General features: G+C 74.0%; 16 protein-coding genes. 8 read left to right on the top strand and 8 right to left on the bottom strand.

Annotated features, from left to right (window positions below):
* Positions 1 to 57: 57 nt before the first annotated feature.
* From ACZLMO_RS06160 to ACZLMO_RS06170, 3 genes are all read right to left on the bottom strand, one after another.
* Positions 58 to 921, bottom strand: coding sequence for a GNAT family N-acetyltransferase (locus ACZLMO_RS06160; protein WP_463653186.1), 864 nt, complete (start codon positions 919 to 921; stop codon positions 58 to 60).
* 88 nt (positions 922 to 1,009) lie between these two features.
* Positions 1,010 to 1,981 carry an RNA polymerase subunit sigma-70 gene (locus ACZLMO_RS06165; protein ID WP_463653187.1) on the bottom strand — a complete coding sequence of 324 codons (972 nt, stop codon included), beginning with the start codon at positions 1,979 to 1,981 and terminating at the stop codon, positions 1,010 to 1,012.
* Positions 1,982 to 1,991: 10 nt separating this feature from the next.
* On the bottom strand, positions 1,992 to 2,588 hold the full coding sequence (locus ACZLMO_RS06170) for a maleylpyruvate isomerase family mycothiol-dependent enzyme (protein WP_463653188.1): 597 nt from the start codon (positions 2,586 to 2,588) through the stop codon (positions 1,992 to 1,994).
* A gap of 156 nt (positions 2,589 to 2,744) precedes the next feature.
* Here ACZLMO_RS06170 and ACZLMO_RS06175 point away from each other — a divergent pair, with 156 nt between their 5' ends.
* Positions 2,745 to 3,758 carry an MsnO8 family LLM class oxidoreductase gene (locus tag ACZLMO_RS06175; RefSeq protein ID WP_463653189.1) on the top strand — a complete coding sequence of 338 codons (1,014 nt, stop codon included), beginning with the start codon at positions 2,745 to 2,747 and terminating at the stop codon, positions 3,756 to 3,758.
* A gap of 252 nt (positions 3,759 to 4,010) precedes the next feature.
* Positions 4,011 to 5,609: an MDR family MFS transporter gene (locus tag ACZLMO_RS06180; protein ID WP_463653190.1), complete on the top strand. Its 1,599-nt coding sequence runs from the start codon at positions 4,011 to 4,013 to the stop codon at positions 5,607 to 5,609.
* A 138-nt stretch (positions 5,610 to 5,747) separates the two neighbouring features.
* Here ACZLMO_RS06180 and ACZLMO_RS06185 read toward each other — a convergent pair whose 3' ends face one another.
* From ACZLMO_RS06185 to ACZLMO_RS06200, 4 genes are all read right to left on the bottom strand, one after another.
* The gene (locus tag ACZLMO_RS06185) at positions 5,748 to 6,716 is read right to left on the bottom strand and encodes an ABC transporter permease (RefSeq protein ID WP_463653191.1); all 969 of its coding nucleotides are present in this window, start codon (positions 6,714 to 6,716) and stop codon (positions 5,748 to 5,750) included.
* Positions 6,713 to 7,813 (bottom strand): ABC transporter ATP-binding protein, encoded by a 1,101-nt coding sequence (locus tag ACZLMO_RS06190; protein WP_463653192.1) that lies wholly within the window; start codon positions 7,811 to 7,813, stop codon positions 6,713 to 6,715. The genes ACZLMO_RS06185 and ACZLMO_RS06190 overlap by 4 nt, the downstream gene beginning before the upstream one ends.
* Positions 7,810 to 8,832 carry an alpha/beta hydrolase gene (locus ACZLMO_RS06195; RefSeq protein ID WP_463653193.1) on the bottom strand — a complete coding sequence of 341 codons (1,023 nt, stop codon included), beginning with the start codon at positions 8,830 to 8,832 and terminating at the stop codon, positions 7,810 to 7,812. The genes ACZLMO_RS06190 and ACZLMO_RS06195 overlap by 4 nt, the downstream gene beginning before the upstream one ends.
* 118 nt (positions 8,833 to 8,950) lie before the next feature.
* On the bottom strand, positions 8,951 to 10,069 hold the full coding sequence (locus ACZLMO_RS06200; RefSeq protein WP_463653194.1) for a hypothetical protein: 1,119 nt from the start codon (positions 10,067 to 10,069) through the stop codon (positions 8,951 to 8,953).
* A 46-nt stretch (positions 10,070 to 10,115) separates the two neighbouring features.
* Here ACZLMO_RS06200 and ACZLMO_RS06205 point away from each other — a divergent pair, with 46 nt between their 5' ends.
* The 6 genes from ACZLMO_RS06205 (at position 10,116) to ACZLMO_RS06230 (ending at position 14,977) form a co-directional block, all read left to right on the top strand.
* Entirely contained in the window at positions 10,116 to 10,844 is a 729-nt protein-coding gene (locus ACZLMO_RS06205; RefSeq protein WP_463653195.1) for a TetR/AcrR family transcriptional regulator, read from the top strand.
* Positions 10,845 to 11,079: 235 nt separating this feature from the next.
* Positions 11,080 to 12,600, top strand: a complete 1,521-nt coding sequence (locus ACZLMO_RS06210) for a molybdopterin-dependent oxidoreductase (protein ID WP_463653196.1) — start codon at positions 11,080 to 11,082, stop codon at positions 12,598 to 12,600.
* Between the two features lie 15 nt (positions 12,601 to 12,615).
* A complete protein-coding gene (locus ACZLMO_RS06215) occupies positions 12,616 to 12,834 on the top strand; it encodes a hypothetical protein (RefSeq protein WP_425713957.1) in 219 nt (72 codons plus the stop codon).
* Positions 12,835 to 12,846: 12 nt separating this feature from the next.
* Positions 12,847 to 13,185 (top strand): formate/nitrite transporter family protein, encoded by a 339-nt coding sequence (locus tag ACZLMO_RS06220; protein WP_425713956.1) that lies wholly within the window; start codon positions 12,847 to 12,849, stop codon positions 13,183 to 13,185.
* Positions 13,186 to 13,262: 77 nt separating this feature from the next.
* Positions 13,263 to 14,798: a serine hydrolase gene (locus ACZLMO_RS06225; protein WP_463653197.1), complete on the top strand. Its 1,536-nt coding sequence runs from the start codon at positions 13,263 to 13,265 to the stop codon at positions 14,796 to 14,798.
* Positions 14,799 to 14,830: 32 nt separating this feature from the next.
* A complete protein-coding gene (locus ACZLMO_RS06230) occupies positions 14,831 to 14,977 on the top strand; it encodes a hypothetical protein (RefSeq protein ID WP_463653198.1) in 147 nt (48 codons plus the stop codon).
* A gap of 76 nt (positions 14,978 to 15,053) precedes the next feature.
* Here ACZLMO_RS06230 and ACZLMO_RS06235 read toward each other — a convergent pair whose 3' ends face one another.
* Complete coding sequence (locus ACZLMO_RS06235; protein WP_463653199.1) at positions 15,054 to 16,331, bottom strand: serine hydrolase domain-containing protein; 1,278 nt, start codon at positions 16,329 to 16,331, stop codon at positions 15,054 to 15,056.
* Positions 16,332 to 16,457 lie beyond the last annotated feature (126 nt).

Below are 16,457 nucleotides of genomic sequence, written 5' to 3' on the forward strand. Positions count from 1 at the left end.
CGCCGGCGGTGACCGGAGCGAGGGGCCCGGTGCCGGCGCCACACCTGGTGGGCCGAACTACCCCCGAACGAGGTCCGGCGCCGGCGGGTCGAGCGTGAGCCCGGCCGAGCGGTAGGCGCCGACACCGGCGGCGTTGTGCCCCTCCGTCTTGACGAGCACGGACGAGGCGCCCATCTGCCGCAGGTGGGCGGCGCACGCGAGCGTGATCGCGCGTCCGTACCCACGGCCACGGTGGTCGCGGTGGGCGCCGAGCGGCTCGATGAGCCCGGGGCGACCTGGACCCGCCGACCACACGCTCGCCGCGGCGACGGCGGTCCCGTCGGCGTCGCGGGCGAGCAGGCACGCGGCGTCGGCGTAGGGCGGGGACGCGGCGAGCGTGCGCCACTGCTCCACGGTGAACCTCGAGACGTCGAACGACGCGCGCTGGAGCACGACCCGCTCCGCCGCGGTGGCGTCGTCGACCACCTCGATACGGACGCCGGGTTCCTCGACGGGGTCGGTGAGGTCGCGGCGCAGGGCCGCCCAGGCGTCGCCCTCGCGCCACCCGGACCCGAGCAGCGCGTCCGAGAGCGCCGTGCCGGCCGGCACCTCGACGGCGGCCGCGCCCTCGGCGAGGAGCCCACGGGCGGGGTCGGCGACGTCGTCGGCGATGGTGCGGGCGAGCTCCTCGTCCGCGACGTGCGCGGGGTCGATGCCGGTGCGCACGAGCCCGGGGCCGTCGAGGAACCCGACGGCGACGAGCCTGCCGTCGACACGCCATGTGCGCAGCGCGGCGGCCACGGTCTCGGCGCCGAGACGCCAGTGCCAGGCGACGTCGCCGGGGTGCAGCTGGATCGGGGCGTCGTCCAGCTGCCAGGGGCGCATCGCCTCGACGATGTCGGGCAGCTCGGCCACGGTCGGGGTGCTCAGCTCCATCGCCATGGGGTGATCACAGCGGACCGGACGTGCCGGGTCGACGGAAATATGCCGGATCCGGTGGCTGGAGCTGGTCGACCTGGAGCCGGCACTCCTACTTCGTCGGGCCGAGCCGCTCCGGCAGGCCGAGCTCGGTGAACCGTTCGGCGGCGTCGAGCCAGGTGATGGTGCGCCGCACGCGGCCGCCCTCCGCCTCCACGCCGAGCACGGCGAACGGGGCCCAGCCGTCGGCCTCGGGGCGGTACTGGCCGAACATCGTCGTGCCGTTCGCGGCGAACGGCACGAGCCGGTGGCCCTGGCAGCCGCCCGGCTGCGCGAACGCCTCGAGGACGTCCTCCCGGCCGTCGAGCCACCACGAGAACGGCGGCATCGAGTTGCGCACGTCCTCGTGGAGGAGCGCGCGCATGAGGGCGACGTCGTGCGCCTCGAACGCGACCCGGTAGCGCGCGAGGAGGTCGGCGTCGACTGTCGCCTCGTCGACGAGCGTGTCACCCCGGTCGCCGGGCTCGAGTGCCCGTCGCGCACGCTGCAGGGTGCTGTGGGTGGCGGACTCGCCGAGCCCGAGCGCCTCCGCCGTCTGCCGCGCGCTCAGGCCGTACACGTCGCGGAGCAGGAGCACCGCGCGCTGCTGGGCGGACAGCCGCTGCAGGGCGACGATCAGGGCCACCCGCAGGCTCTCGCGCCCGACCGCGGTCTCGGCGGGATCGATCACGCGGGAGTCGGCGACCGGCGTCACCCATCGCTCGGGCTCCGGCTCGCCGATCGCGGTGCCCGGCCGGGCCGGCCCCGTGAGGTCCATCGGCAGCGCGCGCCGCTGGACACGTCGGCGCAGGTCGATGCACACCCGTGACGCCGCCGCGTAGGCCCAGCTGCGCAGCGACCCACGGGCGGGATCGAACCGGTCGGCCGCCTGCCACAGGCGCACGAGTGTCTCCTGGGCCGCGTCCTCCGCCTCGTGCGCGTCGCCGAGCATCCGGTAGCAGAAGCCGGTCAGGCCCCTGCGGAGGCCGTCGAGGTCCTCCGCGCTGACGGCGGCCGGGCCGGGGCTCGCGTCGGTGGTCACCACCCCCACGACGTTACGCGGCACCGTTCCGCGCGGGGAAGGGACGCCTGGCGGTGAGGATCCCGAGCAGCTCGGTGACGGGACGCTCGAGGAGGCGCTCGCCCTCGCCGACGCTCACGTCCGCGTCCGTCGCCACGAGCCGGTACCCGGCGAGGTCGACGCCGAAGAACCCCCAGTTCTCGGGCCCGCCGCCGGAGATCGCGCGGGCCACGGTCCCGGCCGGTGGTCCGGGCAGCCCGAGCGGCACGGTGATGTCGAGTCCGTGGATGACGTCGTGCGACAGGGCGCCCTCGAGGCCGCCGGCGTCCGGGGCCCAGCGGCTCTCGATGCCGGAGCGGTAGAGCTCGAGGAGCTCGGCGTCGGTCCGGGCGGCGGCGTCGGACCGCGCCCAGTCGTCGAGCATGGCGTTCATGTCCGCGATCGACGTGATCTCGGCCGACCCGTACTCCTCCTCGGAGTGGGTGAGGTGCGCGGTCATGTGGGCCACCACCTCGCGCACCGACCAGCGCTCGCACAGGCTCTGGGCGCGCCACTGCTCGGGGGACAGTCCCGCGAATAGTTCCGCCAGGCGCGTGCGCTCGGCGACGATCAGGTCGTAGGTGTCGGTCATCTCTCTCCCATCGGTGGCGGGCCGCCGTCCGACGGCCTCACCGGTGGATACGCGGGCCGGCGCGCGGATTCGTCGCGCGGCCGAGTCGCGCTGGTGCGGAGGACCGGGAGATCGCCCTCGGCATTGCGCGCCGGTACGGATACCGTCGGGAGCACCATGGCCGCCCTGCCCGCAGCTCACGACGCCACGCCCGCCCCGCTCCCGGTGCCGATCTCCCTGCTCGACCGCTCCCGCACGCGCGACGGCGAGCCCGCCGGCGCCGCCCTCGCCACCACGATCGAGCGCGCCGTCCGCGCGGAACGCCTCGGCCTGCCCCGCGTGTGGGTCGCCGAGCACCACGCCGTCCCCGGCATCGCGAGCGGCGCCCCGATGCTGCTCATGGCCGCGATCGCCGCGCGCACGGAACGCATCCGGGTCGGCTCGGCCGGTGTCATGCTGCCCAACCACCGCCCGATCGTCGTGGCGGAGCAGGCGCGCATGCTCGAGGCGCTCCACCCGGACCGGATCGATCTCGGCATCGGCCGCTCCCTCGGTTTCACGGCGCCGGTGCGACACGCCCTCGGGGTCGACGAGTATGCGACCGGCGACCTCGCCCGGGACCTCACCGAGCTGTCCGCCTACCTCGACGACGACGGACCCGTCACCGCCATGCCCCGCGACGTCCAGGCGCCCCCCGTGTACGTGCTCGCGACCAGGTCGGGCCTCGCGGTGGCGGCCGAACGAGGGCTGCCCGTCGTCGTCGGGGGCCCTGTCCTGTGGGGCGACCTCTCCGAGATCGAGGGATACCGCAACGACTTCCGCCCGACGCCGGACAACCCCGAACCGCGGGTGCTCGTCAGCGTCGACGTGCTCGTCGCGGAGACGACGGAGCGGGCCCGCGAGCTCGCCCTGCCCGAGGCGTGGGCGATCGTCGAGTCGACCGCCCGCGGCGCGTTCCCGCCGCTGCGCACGGCCCCGCACGCGCGCCTGACCGAGAAGCAGGAGGCGGCCGTGCAGCGGCACCTCGACCAGGGCATCCACGGCACGCAGGCCGAGGTCTCCGCCCGGCTCCGGGAGTTGGTCGAGCGCACGGGAGCGAGCGAGGTCGTCGCGTTCTCCTCGACCCACGACCGGTCGGCGCTCGCCGACTCGGACGTCGCGCTCGCCGCGCTCTCTGGACCCTCCGTGTGACGCTGCGACCCGGCCGAGACCGCCGGCCGGTGACCGGTCCGGAATCCGCGCCGGCAGGTGTGAGGCGGAGCCCGGACCTCGGCGCCGACCAGACCGGACCGTCGCATCCACCTGCGCGGACACGTCCGGCCTCCACCCTCGCGATGTGACTGAGGGCACTATCACCTCGGGACCTTCGTCCGTGCCACTCTTCCTGGGCATGGCGCGGCGTGGCGTCGAACCCTGTTTCGACGACACCGTGAAGGACCAGCCATGCGCACGCACGACCCTGCCGAGCCCCGCTCGGACGCCCACGACCACGCCCAGCACCACGCCCACGACCTCGAGCCGGAGCGCGTGACCGGACGCGTCGTCTCGGTGCTCGCGGTCCTCGTCCTCGCGGCGCTGGTCGCGATGCTCAACGAGACCGCCCTCAGCGTCGCCCTCCCCGCCGTCATGGGGGACCTGCACGTCTCCGCGGCGGTCGGCCAGTGGCTGACCACCGGGTTCCTCCTGACGATGGCGATCGTCATCCCCACCACCGGGTACCTGCTCCGGCGGTTCACCACGCGCGCCCTGTTCGGGGCGGCGCTCGCCGTGTTCCTCCTCGGCACCGTCACCGCGGCGGTCGCACCGTCGTTCGGGCTCCTCCTCGCCGGGCGCGTGCTCCAGGCCGCCGGGACGGCGATCATCCTGCCGCAGCTGATGGCCACCACCCTGTCCACGGTCCCCGCCCGGCACCGCGGCACCGTCATGGGCCTCAACGCGGTGGTGATCTCGGCGGCCCCGGCGCTCGGCCCGACCATCTCCGGGTTGGTCGTCGAGTCGTTCGGCTGGCGCTGGCTGTTCCTCGGCATGATCCCGATCGCCGTGGTCCTCCTCGTCGCCGGCCTGATCGTCCTTCGCACCGACGGCGCCACCCGCCGGCCCCCGTTCGACCTCGCCTCCGTCCTGCTCTCCGCCGTCGCGTTCGGCGGCATCGTCTACGCGCTCAGCACGCTCGGCGCGCTCGTCGACGGCGACGTCGTGCCCGCGATCGCCCTCGTCGTCGGGGCCGCCGGCCTCCTCCTGTTCGTACGCCGACAGCTCGGCCTCGCCCGGACCTCGGGCGCCCCGCTGCTCGACCTCGCGCCCCTGTCCGTCGGGGTCTTCCGCCGGTCGACGATCATCATCGGGCTCTGCATGGCGACGAAGCTCGGCACCGTCATCGTCCTGCCGCTCCACCTCGTGGGCGCCATGGGCGTCGACGCCCTCACCACCGGTCTGCTGCTCCTGCCCGGCGGGCTGGTCCAGGGCGTCATCTCCCCCCTCGCCGGGCGGATCTTCGACGCGTACGGCCCTCGCCCCCTCGTCATCCCGGGCGCGTTCCTCCTGCTCGGTGGCCAGGCGTGGCTGAGCACGATCGGCGTCGACACCTCGCTGACGGTCGTCGTCGCGGCGCACGTCGTCTTCTGCGTCGGCATGGCGTGCCTGATGACGCCGCTGATGACCGTCTCGCTCGGCTCCCTCCCGCGCGATCTCTACGGTCACGGGTCCGCGATCGTCAACACCGTCCAGCAGCTCTCGGGCGCGGTCGGGACCGGCGTGTTCGTCGCCGTCATGACCATCGGGATCGGCCTGGCAGACGGCGGTGCGAGCGCGGGCGACACCCAGGAGCTCGGCACGCGGGCCGCGTTCGTCGTCGGCATCGTCGCGGGGCTGGTTGCCGTCGCGATGTCGTTCACGATCCGCGCCGGCCGGGACTCGGCGTCCACGACGTCGGACGGTCCCGCCGTCGAGGACGGCACGACCGGTTCGACAGGGACGACCGCCGACGACGACGGTGCCGCGCTCGTGGGAGCCGTCGCCGGGCCCGCGACCGACGCCAGGTAGTCCCGCGGGCGAGCTCTCGGACCGGCGCGACCGCCGCAGGAGCCACATCTGTCGTCCTCCGGGTCCGGCGTCGAGCCCGCCGTACGCCGGAGCCCCGGCCGACCGACTCGGGAGCGGCTCGGCCGGGGCTCCGCCGCGTCACCGGCCGAGCCTGCGGAGCAGGAGCAGCGCCACCGGCACGCACACGGCGACGATCGCCGCGGGCCACGCGAGCGCCATGACGTGGGCGTGCTCGGCGATCCAGGTCGACGCCTCCGGGCCGCCCACGCCGAACAGCTCCCGGGTGGCCACCACCGTGGACGAGAGCGGGTTCCACGCCGCGACCCCCGCGAGCCACCCCGGCATGAGGGTGGTCGGGACGATCGTCTCGGCCACCATGGCCAGCGGGAAGACGAGCGCGAAGTACTTCATCGCCGCCTCCGGGCCGCTGACGAGCAGGCCGAGCACGATCCCGATCCACGAGAACGCGAGGCGCAGGAGGAGGAGCAGACCGAGCGCGCCGGCCAGGGCCACCGGGCCGCCGTGCCACTGCCAGCCCAGCAGCGCGCCCATCCCGGCGAGGACCGCCAGCTCGACGACGGCGGTGACGAGGTCAGCGAGCGCCCGCCCCGCGAGGATCGCGGTGGGCGCCGTCGGCATCGACCGCATCCGGTCGACCACGCTGTCCCGGACGTCGGCGGCGACCGACACGGTGGTCGACCCGATGCCGAACGCCATCGTGAGGACGAAGACCCCGGGCAGGAGGAACTCGCGGTAGTCGACCCCGGGCGCGGCCATCGCGGCTCCGAAGGCGTCGCCGAGGACGAGCCCGAACATCGCGACCGCCATGACGGGGACGAGCAGCGTGCTGAGCAGCTCGTCGGGCCGTCGGCGGAGCCGGCGCAGGTGGCGACCGGCCACGACCCACGTGTCCGACAACGCCCACCCGAGGGCGGACAAGCCCGACGACGAGCCGACGCCCCGTGGGCGGGCGTGACCGGCTGCGGGACCGGGCGCCGACGCGGCCCCGGCTCCCGAGGTGCGTCCCCGTGCGGGTGCCGGCGCGCGGGAGGCGAGCGCCGCCGTCGGGGAGGGGAGTGCGGGCGGGCTGACGAGATGCGCGGTCATCGGTGCGGCCCTTCGGAGATGTCGGGTGCGGTGAGGCGGAGGAAGACGTCGTCGAGGTCGGGGCGGCGCAGCGCGAGGTCGTCCACGTGCACGCCGAGCCCGGACAGCGCGTCCGCGGCGCGGGCGAGGGCGTCGGTCGCGCCGTCGAGCGGCGCGGAGACCCGGCGGGCGGCGTCGTCGACGTCGGCCGTGACGCCGAGGGCGCCGGCGAGCGTGCGGGAGATGTCGGCCGGTGAGGCGCCCGGCGGCACGGCGACCTCGAGCCGGCTCCCGCCGACGGTGGCCTTGAGCTCGTCGGGCGAGCCCTCCATCGCGATGCGCCCCGCCCGCAGGAGGGAGATGCGGCGGCAGAGGCGGTCGGCCTCCTCGAGGTACTGGGTGGTGAGCAGCACGGTGGTGCCGCCCGCGGCCAGCTCGCGCACGGCGTCCCACACCTCGCTGCGGCTGCGCGGGTCGAGGCCGGTCGTCGGCTCGTCGAGGAAGAGGACCTGCGGGCTGCGGATCAGGCTGACCGCGAGGTCGAGGCGGCGCCGCATCCCGCCCGAGTAGTGGCGCAGCGGGCGGTCGGCGGCCGCCGCGAGGTCGAACCGGTCGAGCAGCTCGTCGGCGCGGGTGCGGGCGGCGCGGGGTCGCATCCGGTGGAGGCGGGCGAACATCGTGAGGTTCTCGCGGCCGCTGAGCACCGGGTCGAGCGCGGCGTGCTGCCCGGCCACCCCGATACGCGACCGGACGGCGCCGGGCTCGCGCGCGAGGTCGTGCCCCGCCACCCGGACCGTGCCCGAGTCGAAGCGCTGGAGAGTGGCGAGGATCCGCACGGTCGTCGTCTTGCCGGCGCCGTTCGGGCCGAGCAGGCCGTGGACGGTCCCGGGGGCGACGGCGAGGTCGATCCCGTCGAGCACCGTGCCGCGCCCGGGGTAGGAGGAGCGCAGCCCGACGGCGAGGACCGCGGGCGTCGCGGAGTCGGGGCGTCGATCGGCGGACGACGGCGCGGCGGTGGTTCGGTCTGGGGTGGACCCGACGGGTGCCGGGCGGGATGTGGTGGCCGCGGCGGGTGCGAACCCGACGGTGGCGGCTCGGAGGCCCGTGGGCGCGCTCATGCGGCCCTCACCAGGGTGGTCGTCGCCGCGGTGCCGGTCGGGCCGCCGGCCGGGCGGGGGGCCGCAGCCCCCGTCGGCGCGAGCTCGGGCCGGGGGACCGCCGTCCCGCCGTCGTGCAGCGTGACCTCGTCGAACCGGCCGAGCGCGATGCGCGCGGCGTTGAGGAGGGACTCGCTGCCCTCGTCGTAGTAGGCGAGGTGGCCCGTGATATCGCCGGTGCCGATGCGGACGGCGTCGAAGGCGGGGTGCAGCGGCGAGCGGCCGAGGCCGAGCGGGCCGAACCTGACGCGCGGGAAGTGGCGGATCCAGTCGGTCGGGGCCTGGGCGGCCCAGATGCGCGCGCGCCGGCCGGTGTCCGTGCGGTGCCTCAGGCCCATGCCGGGGCTCCCGAGCGCCACGACGTCGTCGATCTGCGCGTCGGCGAGCGCGAGGCCGGTGACGGTGGTGCCGTACGAGTGGCCGACCACGGTGAGGTGCGCCGAGCGTGGCAGGTAGTGGGTGAGGCGGGCGAGGTCGCCGGCGCCCTCGCGGGCGTAGCGGATGGCGAACGAGGCGCGCAGGTCCGGGGCGGTCCGGTACCCCACCCACGCGACGACGGCGACCCGCGCCGCCGGGTCGATCCCCGCCGTCGTGGTGAGCATGAGCTGGGCCCGCGAGCGCAGGGCCAGCGGGCCGCGGGCCCGGAAGTAGTTGCCCTGGTGGTGGCCGTTGCCCGGCACCATCACGACGACGTGGTCGGCGGTGACGAGGTCGCCGAACACCTCGACGACCCGCGGTCCGCCCGGCGGGTCGAGAGCGAGCAGCTTGTGCCCCTCGACCGTGCGCGGTGCGTAGGAGAGCGGGGCGTACGGGAAGTGGGGGTCGGCGTGGCGAGGGATGGAGCGGAGCAGGGCGGGCGCGGCGGTGCGGGGCGCCGGCGTGATCGCGCCGTGCGCGGGCACGGTCACGGCTTCGGGTACTGGCGCGAGCGGGGCGGGCCTGGTGGTGGTGGCCGACCGGAGCGGGATCGTCGTCGTCATGGCGGGGACGCTAGGAACGCGGATCGGTGCGCCGCGTCACCCGCCAGAGCCATTCGCGCCCCTACCGGGGTACGGGGTGCTGTCTCCCGGGTGCTGTCCGCCGCCTCCGGGAACAATGTCACTCCAGGGGCACTTCACTGACATTCTCGTCGGCCGAATGTCTGTCAACAGAAGTTGTCGGAGGTGTCGCCGCACGTGGCCGCTCCCGCCGCAGCACGAGCGCGAGCACGCCGATCGCCGCCCCAAGGAGCACCACGCTCTGCGCGATCTTCGCGCCCATCGTCACCCCGTCGGGCAGCGGGGCGAGCATGCCGACGAGCACCCCTCCGACGACGAGCGACGCCCCGAGGATCCCGCCCTCGCGCGCGCCCCACCGGCGCCGGGTGGGCACCCGGGCGAGGAGCCACGCAGCGACGACGACCACCGCGACCACGAACGCGAACCCGCCCCACGCGGGCGGCGTGAGGTCGAGCAGCACCTTGCCGAGGATCCCCGCGAGCACGATCACCCATGCCTGGACGGGGCGAGCGGCCGACGGGTCGGACTCGCCCTGCTCGACCTCGCTGCCGCGGGAGCCGACCTCTCGGGCCGACACCCTGCCCCGCGCCCGCAGCGGCCGGCCGGCCGGCGACATCGCGAGCGCGACGAGTGCCGCGACCCCCGCGAGCACCGCGACCACCTGGGGGAGCGACGGCGCGTACCCGTACATGTCCCGGCCGTCGAAGTGGATGGCCACGGCGACCGCGAGCCACGCGGCGATGGCCACCGCCGTCCCGAGCCGGCCGAGGAGCGGCCGGCCCTCGTGGCGCGGCGCGAGCGCGCGGTGGATCGCCAGCGGCGCCCCGACGCTCATCGTCACGTGCCCGAGGACCCAGACCAGGGTGGCGTACGCGCTGAACCCGAGCGGGGCGATCATCGTCGGCTCGCGCAGCTCGTCCCAGTAGGACACGTCGGGGCGGTCCCCGGCGAACATCGACAGGTCGATCACCCCCGTCATCGCGAGCCCGAACGCGGCCGCGAGCAGGAGGATGCCGGCCCAGCCCCGCCCCGTCCGCACGGCGAGGTCCCGGATCAGCAGCGCCGCCCCGCCGTACAGCGGCGCGAGGAACACGGTGGCGAGCGCGAGCTCACCGGGATCGCCGGTCGCGGCCAGGTAGGCCTGGAGCATCTCCGCGCAGATCGGTGCGGCGAGCGCGACGAGGACGATCGAGGCGGCGCGCTGCCGGAGCGGGAGCATGCCGCGACGTTAGCAGAGTGGGCACTCCATTAACTAGGGTGGGGGCATGGCCCGCCCCGTCGACCCCGAGCTGCGCCGCGCCCGGCGCCTCCAGCTCATCGACGCCGGCCTCACCGCCTTCGCCGAGCGGGGTGCTGCCGCGACCACCGCCGACATCTGCCGCATCGCCGGTGTCGGCTCGGGTACCTTCTTCCACCACTTCGCGACCAAGGACGCGCTCGTGGTGGCGATCGTCGAGCTCGGTACCGAGGAGACGCGGGAGCTGTTCGCCTCCCTCGACGACGACAACCCGGAGGATTCGGCCCGCGCCGCGAGCGTGCCCGGTGCCGGGGCGGTCCGCACGACGAGAAGCCGCGGCGCAGGTTCGGGGCGCGCGTCGCGCAGCAGTGGTGCCGGGGCCTCGCCGCGTGGAACCGTCCTCGGCTTCGTCGACCACGCCGCAGGAGACCTCGCCGACCCCCGCGCGTCCGGGTTCGTGCGTGCCGTCGGCGCGCTGACGCACCGCCCGACGATCGCGGCGGCACTCGAGGCGGACGAACACGTCACCCGCGAGCTGCTGGGGGAGCGGATGTCGCGCGCCCAGCGGGCCGGGGCCGTGCGGGTGGACGTCCCGGCCGACCGCCTCACGACCTGGGTGCTGCTCCTGCTCGACGGTTTCGCCGCCGGGGTCGCCGGCGGACAGGTCGACGCAGGTCGCGAGCTGCCGATGCTCCACGAGCAGGTGGCTGCGCTCCTTGACGGCCCGGCCGGTCGAGCACCGACCGGTCGCACCTGACCGGCGCGCAGATCCGGAGACGACCGACCCGCACCCGGATCGTTCGGAAACTGGTGCCGCGGAGACGGACGACCCGGAATCGGACTATTGAGACAATGCCCCGGCCCAGTTTCAGCAATGTGTCCGAGAAATGCATGGTTCCGGACTTTTCCCGCAGTTTCGCCATTCCTTTTCGGCAATCGCTCGATACAGTGGGACGGCCCCCCGCACCTGCTCATCTTCGTCGGAGGAATCCATGGAGGACCCCAACTTTCCCCTGTGGCTGCGCGCCACCCATCTCCTCAACTTCGTGCTCATCGGCATTCTCCTGCGCAGCGGGTGGGAGATGCTCTCCTCGCTGCCGCGCCTGTGGTGGCGGAACGACAGCAAGCCCGGTACGGAGTGGCTGAAGTTCACCCGGCAGGAGCTCCCGAAGGAGGAGGGCGTCTACACCTCGCTCATGGACGAGCGGAGCATGAGCCCGGTGTTCGGGCTGCCCGGACGGAAGAACATCGGGCTCGGCCGGCACTTCCACGGTCTCGGCGTCATGCTGTGGGTGCTCAACGGGCTCGTCTACGTCGTGCTCCTGTTCGGCACCGGGCTGTGGCGACGGATCATCCCGACGTCGTGGGACGTGTTCCCCGAGGCGTGGGAGTCGCTGAAGGTCTACCTCGGCCTCGGTGTGCCCGGGATCGAGCACTTCACGCCGTACGACGCGCTGCAGATGCTCGGCTACACGGCCGTCATCTTCCTGCTCGCGCCGTTCCTCATCCTCAGCGGCCTCGCGATGGCCCCGGCGATCCGCTCGCGGTTCCCGTGGTACGTCAAGCTGTTCGGCGGCCACCAGGGTGCGCGGTCGCTGCACTTCATCGCCATGGTCTTCATGACGCTGTTCATCGTCATGCACGTGGGGCTCGTCTTCCTCGTGCACCCGGAGTACAACCTGCCGCACATGGTCTTCGGCGTCACCGACACCGCCCGCTACGCCCAGGCGTTCACGATCGTGATCATCACGATCGCCCTCGTCTTCGCGTTCTGGATCGGCCTCAGCTACGCCTCGCTCATCAACCGGCCGCTCACCCAGAAGATCCTCGTCACTCTCACCGAGCCGGGACGGAAGATCTTCCTCGGCTGGATGAAGCCCCGGATGCACAAGCAGAACGCGTACACGGACGAGGACCTGTCCGAGTTCCACTGGACGAACGGCCTGCCGCCGACCGAGGACGAGTCCACCGAGTGGTTGCACCATCGGGACACCGGGTGGAAGGACTGGCGGCTCGAGGTCGGCAACGCCCTCGACGGCACCTCGATCGAGCTCGGCCTCGACGACCTCAAGGCCATGCCGAGGACGGAGTACGTCGCCGTCCACACGTGCATGCAGGGCTGGTCGGCCACCTCGAGGTGGGCGGGCGTCAAGCTCACGGACGTCCTCGACCGCCTCGGTCCCCGGCCCGAGGGAGCGAACTACGTGATGATCACCTCGTACGGCCTCGCCCAGGAGATGTGGGACCACCGGCCGCGCGAGCCCTTCTACACCGTCCTCGACATGAAGATGCTCGAGGAGGAGAACACGATCCTCGCCTACGAGCGCAACGGCCGACCGCTCGACATCCACCTCGGGGCCCCGCTCCGACTGCGCGTGGAGTCCAACCACGGGTACAAGATGGTCAAGTGGGTCCGGAGCGTCGAGTGGATCCGCGACTACGCCGAGTACGGTGACGGCCGCGGGGGCACCCGCGAGGACGGCGCCATGCAGGCGTTCAACGGGGTGATCTAGATCGAGGGGGAGCAGTTGATCAGTACGACATTCGCCGTCGACGGCATGCGGACGAACGGGGACGTGCTCGCCGTCCGCGCCGCGATGTACAAGGTGGCCGGGGTCGGCGGGTTCTCGGCGGAGATCGAGGAACAGGGGTCGCAGATCATCCTCAAGCACAAGGACGACGTCGTGCTCGACCCGGACGTCATCGACCGCGCCCTGCGTGCGGCCGGTGACTACTCCGTCATCTGACGCCGGTCGGCGGTGACCGGCACCGGCCGGCCGCTGAAGTCCTTCCTGCTCGGCCTGACCGCCGGTGGGTACATCGCCCTCGGGTTCGTCTTCCACGTGGCCAACTTCGTCGGCGCACCGACGATCGTCGGACTGGTCCACGCCGGCGGGACGTGGCGCCAGGCCGCGTTCGGCGATCTCACCTGCGGTGCGCTGGTCGTCGACAACCTCCTCCCCGTCACGCTCGGTAACGTCGTCTGTGGCGGCGTGATGGTCGGGATCCTCTGCTGGACGATCTTCCACTACGTGGCGGGCCGCAAGGACTCGCCCGAGCAGGGTGGCAAGGGCATCGCCTCCGGAGCCGGCGCCTGAGGACGGACGGCCACGCAGACTCCCGCGCAGGCGGCGTTCCCGAGCCCGGGATCCGTGCCCCTGCCAGAATGGGCGAGATGACTCCCTCGCGTCGCAGCAGCCGCTCCTCCCTCGCCCGCCGCACCGCGCCCGCCGTCGGGGTCGCGCTCGCGCTCGTCCTCGCCGGCTGCTCCGGCGGGGACGACGACCCGGACGACGGCGGGGCGGCGACGGAGTCCTCCTCGCAGACCGGGAGCCCGAGCGAGGGAGCCGAGTCGTCGTCGGGCGAGAGCCCCACCGGGGGTGAGTCCGCCTCCGACGGCGAGACGGCCTCCGACGGCGCCGCCGAGGCCGTCGACCCCGCGGACCACCTCACCGACCCCGAGCTCCTCGAGCACGTCGAGTGGGTGCTCGCCCAGCTCGAGGCGGACGCGGAGGGCCCGGAGGAGAGCGAGGTCGAGGAGCGGTTCTCCGAGGAGATGCTCGCCCAGGTGCCCGCCGACCAGTACACCGGCGTGTTCGCCCAGCTCCGCACCGGAGCCCCCTACACGGTCACCGCGGCCGCCGAGCAGCTCGGCGACATGGCCGGCGCCGAGCTCCGGCTCGACTCCGCCGCGGGCCCCCTGGTGATGACCGTGTTCGTCGGCGAGGACGGCCTCATCGAGGGCCTCCAGTTCGTCCCCGACACCGCGGGCGAGGCCCCCGAGCTCGGTGCCTGGGAGGACCTCGACGAGAGCCTGACCGAGCTCGGTGGGGAGACGCAGGTCGTCGTCGGCACGGTCGAGGACGGGCAGTGCACGATCGAGCACACGACCGCGGGTGTCGAGGAGGGCGGTGTGCCCGCGCCCAGCGGCTCGGTGTTCAAGCTGATCGTGCTTGCGGGGCTGGTCGACGCCGTCGAGGCGGGCGAGATCTCCTGGGACGACGAGCTGACGATCACCGACGAGCTGCGCAGCCTCCCGTCCGGCACCCTCCAGGACCGCGAGGCCGGGTCGACGGTCACGGTGCGCGAGGCCGCCGGGCTGATGATCTCGATCAGCGACAACACGGCCACTGATCTCATCCTCGACGCCGTGGGCCAGGAGCGCGTGGCGGGCGTGGTCGAGGAGGCCGGGCTCGACGCCGACCGGGTCCTGCCGGTGCCGAGCACGCGCGACTTCTTCCAGCTGGGCTGGCAGGTCGAGGACGACGTCCGCGCGCAGTACGAGGCGGCCGCGACGCCCGAGGAGCGCCAGGCCGTGCTCGACTCCCTGCCCGCCGAGCTCGACGTGGCGCCCACGGCCGTCACCGTGCCGCGCTGGGACGAGGGCGTCGGCTGGATGCTTACCGGCGGCGAGATCTGCTCCCTCCACGCGCTTCTCCAGCAGCGGGCGGGGACCGAGGCGGGCGAGCCCGTGCGGGAGATCCTCTCGGACAACCCCGGCGTGGGCATCCCCGAGGGGGTGGGCTACCAGGGCTTCAAGGGTGGCTCGGCCCCGGGCGTCCTCGCCTTCGCGTTCTACCTCGAGACCGCCGACGACGACGAGGGGAGCGGCCGCGTGCTCGTCGTCCAGACCCGGTCCGAGGAGGCCGTCGACCAGATGCGGGCGACGACGATCGTCGACGCCGGCGTCGGGCTCCTCGCCGAGCAGTAGTGGGCGACCCGATCAGGTGCCGAGAAGGGTCGATGGGTAGACACGTCGGACGGCAGAACCTACCCATGGGGCTCAACATCAAGAACGAGCGGGTGCACGCGCTCGCGGCCACCTCCGGGGATTCCCTGCTGTTCGTCGGCGACCACTTCGCCGAGACGGACGTCGCCTCCGCCATGTGACCGGGTCCTGCCCGGCCGCGGCCGACACTGGGGGAGGTGTCCGAGGCGGAGCCAGAGCCCCGGTGTGCAGCTGTGGTCAGGACCAGGGCTCGGCGAGGACCGCGTCCCAGAAGTCGGTCATGTAGGCGGGCCGGGCCGGACCGGCCATGCCGCGCCATGTGAGCAGGACCGCGGTCACCCCCTGCTCGGGGTAGGCCCACAGGCTCGTGCCCGTCCCGCCGTCCCAGCCGAAGCCGCCGCGCTCGTCGAGCCCGACGCCGAGGCCCCACCCCCAGCCCGGCTCGAGGAATCCAGATGCCCAGGGGCGGGTGGCGTCGGTGAGGGTGTCCGTGCGCATCGCCCGGACCGACTCGGCGGCCAGGACGCGAGGGCTTCCGTCGGCCTTCGGGCCGTCCGCCGTCAGGTCCTCGGCCGTGCCGTCGTCGGCCACCGGCACGCCGGTCGGTGGCGCCCCGGCCGCCGGCACCCCGGTCGGTACCGGACCGCGGTACGCGGGCGGGGCGAGCCCGCCGTCGAGCAGCATCTGGCCGAGCCGGACGAGGTCGCCGGCGGTGGAGAGCAGGCCCGCGGCGCCCGAGCAGAACAGGGGCCGGCGGGCCAGCGCCGGCGCCGCAGCAGGAGCGAGCTCGCCGGACTCGCCGTCCCCGCCGACCCAGCGGAACGGAGGCACCCGGTCGAGCTGCGAGCGCGGCACCGAGTAGCCCGTCTCGACCATCCCGAGCGGGGCGAGCACGCGGTCGCGGAGCACGTCGTCGAACCCGCGCCCGGTGGCCGCCTCGACCACCACCGTCAGGGCATCGAACGACGACTGGTAGAGCCACCCCTCGCCGGGCTGGTGGGCCATCGGCAGACCGGCGACCCGCTCCGCCCACTCGGTCGGCGCGAGCGCCGGTCCGGTCCAGCCGGAGAGGACGCCGGCGTCCTGCGTCGCCTCCGCGAGGGCGTCGCCGGGCGCGTCGTCGAGGTCGTAGCCGAGCCCGAGCCCCATGGTCAGCAGGTCGCGGACCATCAGCTCGCGGGCGGCCGGAACCGTGTCCTCGAGCGCCCCGTGGCGCTCGCGAAGGACCTCGCGGCCGGCCCAGGAGGGAACCCACCGGGACAGAGGGTCCTCGAGAGCCAGCGCACCGTCCTCGACCAGTCCGAGCACGAGCGCGGTCGCCGCCGGTTTGGTCACCGACGCGGTACGCACGAGCGCGTTCTCGCGCAGACCGCCGGCCGCCGCCACGGTCACGCGCCGCTCCGTGCGCGGACCGGACGCGACCGCCCACACCGCCCCCGGCGCCGGCCCCGTCCCCGCGTGCTCGCGCATGGCCTCGACGACCTGCGCCGCCCGGACGTCGTGCCTCGTCGCCATGGTGGCGACCCTAACGGTGACCACCGTCGCCGGACCACGGTCGTCGGATCGGGTGGAAGGTGACCGTGGGGCGACGAGGACTGGGCCGCGACCCCGGGACGGAACCCCCGGGTGGCGCCCCGTGGG

This window comes from Georgenia sp. G2120 (assembly GCF_055326485.1).